6 protein-coding genes and 1 CRISPR repeat array are annotated in these 8508 nt (G+C 55.6%); all 6 genes read left to right on the forward strand.

What is annotated here, in order from left to right:
- Positions 1-285 precede the first annotated feature (285 nt).
- On the forward strand, positions 286-3027 hold the full coding sequence (gene cas3, locus HY962_15810; GenBank protein MBI5648397.1) for a CRISPR-associated helicase Cas3': 2742 nt from the start codon (positions 286-288) through the stop codon (positions 3025-3027).
- A gap of 114 nt (positions 3028-3141) precedes the next feature.
- Positions 3142-4782, forward strand: coding sequence for a type I-E CRISPR-associated protein Cse1/CasA (gene casA / locus HY962_15815; GenBank protein MBI5648398.1), 1641 nt, complete (start codon positions 3142-3144; stop codon positions 4780-4782).
- Positions 4779-5282 carry a type I-E CRISPR-associated protein Cse2/CasB gene (gene casB / locus HY962_15820; protein MBI5648399.1) on the forward strand — a complete coding sequence of 168 codons (504 nt, stop codon included), beginning with the start codon at positions 4779-4781 and terminating at the stop codon, positions 5280-5282. The genes casA and casB overlap by 4 nt, the downstream gene beginning before the upstream one ends.
- Positions 5283-5301: 19 nt before the next feature.
- A complete protein-coding gene (cas7e, locus tag HY962_15825; GenBank protein MBI5648400.1) occupies positions 5302-6357 on the forward strand; it encodes a type I-E CRISPR-associated protein Cas7/Cse4/CasC in 1056 nt (351 codons plus the stop codon).
- Between the two features lie 3 nt (positions 6358-6360).
- Complete coding sequence (gene cas5e / locus HY962_15830) at positions 6361-7104, forward strand: type I-E CRISPR-associated protein Cas5/CasD (protein ID MBI5648401.1); 744 nt, start codon at positions 6361-6363, stop codon at positions 7102-7104.
- On the forward strand, positions 7101-7769 hold the full coding sequence (gene cas6e, locus HY962_15835; GenBank protein ID MBI5648402.1) for a type I-E CRISPR-associated protein Cas6/Cse3/CasE: 669 nt from the start codon (positions 7101-7103) through the stop codon (positions 7767-7769). Before cas5e ends, cas6e begins: the two co-directional genes overlap by 4 nt.
- Before the next feature lie 152 nt (positions 7770-7921).
- Positions 7922-8499: a CRISPR direct-repeat array (repeat unit 29 nt; unit sequence GTATTCCCCGCACGCGCGGGGATGAACCG).
- Positions 8500-8508 lie beyond the last annotated feature (9 nt).

Below are 8508 nucleotides of genomic sequence, written 5' to 3' on the forward strand. Positions count from 1 at the left end.
CGGCCATCAAATGCGGTAGATAGCGGATAAACTTGACTCTTTCCGCCCCAAACAGTACCATGTGACACAGGTTGTAGCGCTTCATCAATCCCACACTGCAGCATAGATCGGTGCCATATCGGGAATCCGCACCGGTCGACCATACTATTAACACCGCAACCCGCAACCGCCCCGTATTCAGAGACACCCGTCGATCCGTCACAGCACTGTGAGCGGATTGGCGGAGCGCGGATAAAAGGGTGGGTGCCATAGTGCCTGTGCGACTGACCAGAAGGACGATAGACTATGCATCATTATAAGTACTGGGCAAAGGCCGAACGGAGTGGATCAGCATACCACTTGCTGCCTTACCACCTGCTCGATGTTGCTGCAGTCGGCGATGTGTTGACAAGACACGAGAACACTCTCCCCTCTGAACTCCACGCGCGTGCCGGTCTTGATCCAGACACAGCGCGTGCCTTCGTCTGCTTCCTCCTTTCTCTTCACGATTTTGGCAAGTTCTCTCATACCTTCCAGTATCTGCGCCCCGATATCGACACGTCTCTGAATGGAATTTCGCGGCCGCGGCCCATGGCCTACGGGATGCACCATGGCGCGATGGGAAAATTGCTGTGGGAGGAATGCCTGACACGCAGAATGATGAGCAATCTCGTTGCTGATCGCGCGCACTCACTGAGAATAAACAGCATAAGGCGCGTACTCAACCCGTGGATGGAAACAGTGATGGGGCACCATGGCGCGCCCATTATTTCTACACAAGGATTGTTGCGCGACAAATTCGATGAGCGGGATATCGCTGCTGCGGAGCAACTGTTCGACGATTTGCTGCGGCTGCATTTGCGGGATGGTACCGGTCTGACGGATATCTTTGAGAAAATCGGATCGATGGAAAATGGAGATACAAATCGGCTTTCATGGTTGATGGCCGGACTCACCATTCTGAGCGATTGGGTCGGGTCAAATGCGGAATTATTTCCGTTCCACCCGGAGACGATTCCCATTGAACACTACTGGAGGGAATACGCCCTGCCTCAAGCTGAGGAAGCGCTGCAAACACTCATGCTGTTGCCGACACGTGTGCGGAGTGGGGTAGATTTTCACGCACTGTTTAATGCCGCGATTTGCGACCCGACAGTGAAAATGATACCCACGCCTCTCCAGCGTTACGCTCTCGAATGTGACATTCCTGATGGACCCAATCTCTACATCATGGAGGATTTGACTGGCGCTGGAAAAACCGAGGCGGCGCTGTCCTTGGCCTATCGCATGATGGAAAATGGGCAGGCGGAGGGGTGGTATTTTGCCCTCCCGACACAGGCCACTTCAAATGGCATATTTGCCCGCACCGCTTCAATGTACGAGAACTGTTATGACGAGCGCACGCGGCCGACCATAGTCCTTGCTCATGGAGGAAAGGCGTTTCATGCGCCATTCCAGGCTGTTCTCGCAACCACCATGCATGATACCTTGGACAGTGCTGCCATAGGCATTTTGGAAGACGAGGAGTTCCCAGGTGGCGCGAGCTGCTCCGCGTGGCTAGCTGAGGATTCGCGCCGGGCGTTCCTGGCCAGTGTCGGCGTGGGTACCATCGATCAAGCCCTGTTGTCTGTATTGCCGGTTCGCTATCAGGCGCTACGGCTCTACGGGCTTTCGCGAAAGGTTCTGATCGTCGACGAGGTGCATGCTTACGACTCTTACATGCGAAACCTCCTCGGCGCTCTACTTTCTTTTCACTCCGCCTTGGGTGGCAGCACCATACTGCTTTCCGCAACTCTGCCCTCAGAAATGCGAAGCTACCTGATCCACGCATTCCTCCACCATTTGGGCGACACCCCTCCACACGATCTTCGCTCGGAATATCCGCTCGTAACGCATGTGAGTTGGCAACATGCCCGGCCCGCGGAAACTCCCATCTCCTGCCGCACTGGTGGTAAGCGCGAAGTACAATTCCACTTCTCGGATAGCAAATCCGCCGTTCACGAGAGAATAGGGAACGCAGTGGACCGGGGACAGTGTGTCTGCTGGATTCGCAACACCGTGAATGATGCCATCGATGCGTATCGCGAGCTCATCGTTACGTACGGTCGCGAACGTATCGATCTGTTTCATGCGCGTTTCACACAACATGACCGCTCGAACATTGAGCGCCGGGTCATGACTATGTTCGGCAAGGAAAGCGGACCTGAATCCCGCGCGGGACGTATTCTCGTTGCGACACAGGTGGTGGAGCAGTCGCTCGATCTGGATTTCGATGTGCTGATCAGCGACCTCGCACCTGTAGATTTAATAATTCAACGCGCGGGTCGCCTGCATAGACACAGCCGCGGTGAGCGAGGTAAACCCGAAATGCTCGTATTCGGACCTGTCCCTGTGGACGATGCCGGTGAGGATTGGTATCCATCGTTGTTTCCACGCGCTGCCTGGGTATACCAGGATCATGGTAGGCTGTGGCTTACCGCTCGCGTACTGAGAGAGCGAGATGGTGTGCAATGCTTTCCGGAGCATGCGCGTACGCTTATCGAATCGGTACACGGACCACACGCCGCAGACAACATGCCTGCCGCACTTCGTGCCCCGCATTTTCAGGCTGAAGGGAAGGTCAGAGGACAAGGTTCACTGGCAACCGCCCGTGTACTCAATGTCATGGACGGTTATACCGCGCAAAACACCCGTTGGGAAAACGATCAGATTGCGTCTACACGCCTTGGACAGGGTTCTGTGAGAGTTGTTCTCCTGAAGCGCATCGAGAATACAATAGAACCCTGGCATGGATTCTCCGAAGGTGGAATCATGCTGAGCGGGCTTAATTGCCCCGCCAATCTTTTTAAGGCCGTGCCTGAGTTGAGAAGGGATTCCGTACTGAAGGATTTTCTGGAAACTTATAGAGCCGTGTTCAAATGGGCACGCCCGCTGGTGCTCGCAGAAGATAATGCTGTGTGGTGTGGTCAATCCTCTTCAACGCAGAATGCGGAGATCCTCTGGTGCTACGATTCCGCCTTTGGTTTACAAAAACAGAAAGTCCTATAAACGGGAATCTACCCGGTGTTGGTCCTGGTGCGACGCGTGTCGGTGTGTTGCAATAGGCCAAGCGATGAAGAACTTATGAATTACAGAACTTCTCACAATGATCGAGGCACAGTGATGTACAATCTCCTCAATGAACCCTGGCTACCAGTCCGACGACGGAGTGGTGAGCGACAACGGATCGCATCCTGGCAGATCACAGACAAGCCCGAGGATGCCATCGTGGCGCTCGATTTTCCCCGTCCGGACTTCAACGGCTCGGTGATGCAATTTCTCATCGGATTATATCAGGTCACACTCGCACCCTGGCCCGAGAGCGACTGGCTCGAGCGTTTCACTACACCACCAACGCCGCAGCGGATACGCGAAGCGTTTCAGGCCTTCGAAAAGGCCTTCCTTCTTGATGGTGAAGGGTATCGTTTCATGCAGGATCTGTCAGCCGCCGATGCGGAACCGAAATCGATAAGCGCAATACTGATCGAAGCACCTGGACAACAATCAATACGCGAAAACAAGGATTTCTTCGTCAAGGACGGCTTTGCGAATACGCTTTGCCGTTCCTGTGCCTCAGCCGCATTGTACACCATGCAAAGCAATGCTCCGGCTGGTGGTAAGGGATTCCGCACCTCCTTGCGTGGTGGCGGGCCCTTGAGCACTGTTCTGTACGCAGATAGCTTATGGCATTCAATTGTATTGAACACGCTTCCAGGCAATGTGGCTGCGACCGTGAATGCACGGCTTTTCCCTTGGCTCACTCCCATGCCCACCAGCGAGAAGCAGGAGGTGATCATCCCAACCGACGTTGCTCCCATGCATGAATATTGGGGTATGCCACGACGGATTTTTTTCCATTTCAGCGACCAAGCATCCCTCACTTGCGATGTGTGCGGTGGCAGTGACACCACTCTTGTGACGAAGTACAGCGAACGCAATTACGGCCCGAACTATCAGAGTGGTGTTTGGAAACATCCCCTCACGCCAGTGTACGTGAAGGACGATATGCCTCGCAGTCCGGTACATGCCTCGGCGCATTGTTTGCATTACCGGCATTGGCCCTCCTATGTGCTTCCCGGTGGCAGTGGCGGCACAGTCCCTGCTCCAGTGGTGGAACTGTTCCTTTCGATGAGAAACAGGGATTTGCGTGACGAAAACATCGATACCGGGGACATTGGCCTCAACACTTTTGGCTATGATATGGACAAGATGAAGGCGCGCTGCTGGTACGAAGGCCGCATGCCGGTCTTCAACCTTCCGGCGGAAGAATTGGAAGTATACCGCCGCCGCGTAGAAGGCATGATCGAAGCCGCGACTCTTATCGGCGGCAATACTGTGAAAGCGGTTCGCAGAGCGCAGTTCGGTCGTGTTGAATCCATCTCGAAAAATGGTGCGATAAAATGGACCCTCCCCAAAGGCAACAGCGACGATGCAGCGTTGCCTCAATCCTTGACTGATGCATTCTGGCAATACACGGAAAGCCAGTTCTACCGGCATATACATCAACTTCGCGATATCGTCGGTGACACAGACAAGGAGATTCCCCTGATGCGTTCGTGGAACGATGTGCTCTCGCGACAGGCGGAAACGCTGTTCGACGCCATCGTCGACAGCGAGGACTACTCGCGAACCAACCCACGCAATGTTGTCCTCGCTCGCAAGGAACTGTATGGAATGAACCGCAGCAAGAAAATTTTCGAATTGCTGAATATCCCGCTCGAAATACATGCCTTCGAAACACAACTCATTACGGAGGAGAGATGAAACAACTCAAGGAAACAATTTCCTTCCTGCCCGACAGCAACCACGGTGCGGCGCTGCTCGCATGGTGGAAGAGTCTGGACAATCGACGAGGTCCACGAGCTGAATTACGGCGCTGCCGCGATGTCGCCGATGTGCTGATGACACAAGAATTCTACAACGCGCTGCGTTCCATTCTTCCGGGCGAGAGGAATTCCGTCGAGGCCTTCGCACGAGTCGTCGGTTTACTTGCGCACGTGGAACAGCACGACCCGCACAATCCGTTCGCGAAGCGGCTGGCTCGCGGCGATGAACGGTCAACACCCCTTGTAAGCGGACTTCGATTCCGCCGTCTACTGACCGTCGGTGTAGACGGTCTGTACATACCCATGTTACGCATTCTGCGCTTGGCAGGACGCAAGGCGGACATCCACGACTTGGCCACGAGTGTGTATTGGTGGAACGAGCGTACACGCAAGGACTGGGCCAGACATTACTACGAAAACGCAATGGATCAAGCATAATCACACAAGGAGTACAAACATGTCGAAATTCATTCAGCTACACATTCTTACCGCCTATCCGCCCTCGAATCTCAATCGCGACGATCTCGGGCGCCCCAAGACTGCCATCATGGGTGGAAGCACGCGTCTTCGCATTTCTTCGCAAAGTTTGAAACGCGCATGGCGCACCTCAGAGGTGTTTGCCGAACACTGCGGTAATAGCCTCGGCGTACGAACGAAGGCCATGGGACTCGAGATACACAAGGTGTTCATCGACGCAGGTATCGACGAGAAATCCGCGAAGGAATGGGCGATGAGCATCGCGGGCTGCTTCGGAAAGAACAAGGCCGCGGATAAGAAAAATCCGCTGAAGGAATTGGAGATCGAACAACTCGCGCATTTCAGTCCGGAGGAAAAGGATGCGATCGCAACTCTGCAAGCGACTTTGATTAGGGAGAAGCGCCCACCCAACGAAGAGGATTTGAAGCTGCTACGAAAGGAGAACACTGCCGTCGACATCGCCATGTTCGGTCGCATGCTTGCGAGTAACCCGGCATTCAATTGCGAAGCCGCCGTGCAGGTTGCACATGCCATCACCGTCCATGAGGTGGCGGTGGAGGATGATTTTTTCACAGCGGTGGATGATCTGAACAAAGGCGGCGAAGATCTAGGCGCAGGGCACATGGGCGAGGTGGAATTCGGTTCCGGTCTCTTCTACCATTACCTCTGCATCAATCACGACCTGCTGCTGGAGAATCTGAACGGCGATGCGCAGCTCGCCGCCTCTGGTCTGCGCGCACTTGTGGAAGCCGCCACACGTGTGGCTCCCACAGGCAAGCAGAACAGTTTCGGCTCGCGCGCCTATGCAGAATACCTCCTCGCCGAGAAGGGAAAGCAACAGCCCCGTTCACTCGCGGCCGCCTACCTCGAGCCCGTGCGTGGTAAAGCCATACGCACCACCGCGGTTGCAGCCTTGGAATCCTTCCGTGACAACATGGACAAGGTATACGGTACGTGCACGGACGAGTGCCGTGTGTTTAATGTAGCCAGAGGCGAAGGTTCACTGGCCGACGTTCTGAATTTCGTAACGGAGTAAGTCATGCGGAGCTATCTGATATTCCGCTGCTACGGCCCTTTGGCGAGCTGGGGAGACATTGCCGTCGGCGAACATCGACGAAGTTACGCGCACCCCTCCAAATCCGCGATACTTGGCCTCGTCGCTGCGGCCCTCGGTATCCGTCGTGGCGAGGAACAGAAACTCCATGAACTGCGCGAGGCCTTCGGTCTGGCACTGTGTGTCGAGAACGAAGGTGTTCCCCTTCGCGACTATCACACCATCCAGACACCATCCGCAGGAAGCGGTCCGCATCGCACACGCCGAGAGGAACTCGCGGTTGATCCCGCAAAGATCAACACGCTGCTCTCTGCCCGCGAGTATCGCTGCGATGCCTTGTCATTGGTAGCACTTTGGGATACCGACAATGCGTCATGGCCACTGGAGACGGTGCGAGACGCATTGCGCGAGCCCATATTCACCCTCTATCTCGGGCGGAAAAGCTGTCCGCCCGCTTACCCGCTGAATCCGCATATCATTACCGCCTCGGTCGGTGTGCATGAAGCATTTCTCACGTACATACGCGAGCATCACATGCTCACTGATACACTGACGCGGGAGGAAAACACCTTACGCATTTTTTCCGATGCCAATGCCGATCCCATCAGTGGAAAAAAGCAGTTCGAACGTATACGTCGCGACCTGCCGCACAATCGCGGGCGCTGGCAGTTCGCTGAACGGATAGAACACTGCACCGTACTGCCCCGGCCGCTGGAGGATACCGTATGAATTTCCTCAGTAAAATCACCGTGCACCCAACGGCCGGCCCGAGAGAATTGTTTAGTATCGCCCGTGTCGATGCATACGGAATTCATGAACTGGTGTGGGATCTCTTCGCCGATCATGCGGATCGACGGCGGGATTTTCTTTTCCGTCTTGAACGCGATCAAGGACGTCCACTGCTGTATGTACTCTCAGAACGCCGCCCCGAGGCAAACGGAAGTGCGTTGCAGGTTGAGTGCAGGGAATGGACTCCGAAGCTCATCGAGGGCGACACCTTGCGCTTCCGGCTCCGCGTCAATCCCGTCCGTTCTAGTCGGGACGACAACGATCGTCAACATCGGTACGATGTGGTGATGCACCGCCGCTTTCACGAAAAGAAAGGTGGCAAGGGTATTACCCCTTTGCATTGCATAGTTCAGGAAGAAGGGGAAAAATGGTTCCGCGAGCGCGGAGTGCGATCTGGATTCGAAGTGCTGGCCGTGATTGCGGACGGTTACACCCAGCATCGTTTCGCCAAGCGCAAGGGCGGTCCGGCTGTGACAATCGGCACGGTCGAATTAGAGGGTGTGCTGCGCGTGCTGGATGTGCAGACTTTCCTTCGGATGGTACACTCTGGATTCGGACCCGCCAAGGGTTTCGGTTGTGGATTGATGCTGTTGCGAAGGGCATGACATGCTGCCGCGACTCAAACCCATTCCCATCAAGGACAGATATTCGGTGGCGTATATCGAATATGGTTTGATTGACGCCCCTGATACTGCCCTCGTGGTGGTGGAGAGGCTGAGCCGTCGTTAAATGACTCAGCCGAGGGTCGCCGCGCGGGGTATTCCCCGCACGCGCGGGGATGAACCGGACCCGAAACAGATGCTTGCCGACGCTGCGGCGTATTCCCCGCACGCGCGGGGATGAACCGTACGGACTGAACAAGGTGCAACTGATCGGACGGTATTCCCCGCACGCGCGGGGATGAACCGACCGGCGCGAACGGCTGGGATTTGACCACTACGTATTCCCCGCACGCGCGGGGATGAACCGTACTCTCGGACGGCGGCGTCAACGATTCGGTGGTATTCCCCTCACGCGCGGGGATGAACCGGCCCATTTCGCCTAGTTTCTCGGCGATGGTGCGTATTCCCCGCACGCGCGGGGATGAACCGTGGTTTACCGAGCTACAACACAGCAATGACCCGTATTCCCCGCACGCGCGGGGATGAACCGGACCTGGGCCTCATCGATCCGCATTGGACCACGTATTCCCCGCACGCGCGGGGATGAACCGTCCCACTTACGCTCGACGATCCACCATTTTAAGTATTCCCCGCACGCGCGGGGATGAACCGAGCCAATCACGATCTACATTGACGAGGATTTGGTATTCCCCGCACGCGCGGGGATGAACCGGAAATTTCC

Source organism: Ignavibacteriota bacterium (assembly GCA_016218045.1).
GTDB lineage: Bacteria > Bacteroidota > Ignavibacteria > SZUA-365 > SZUA-365 > JACRFB01.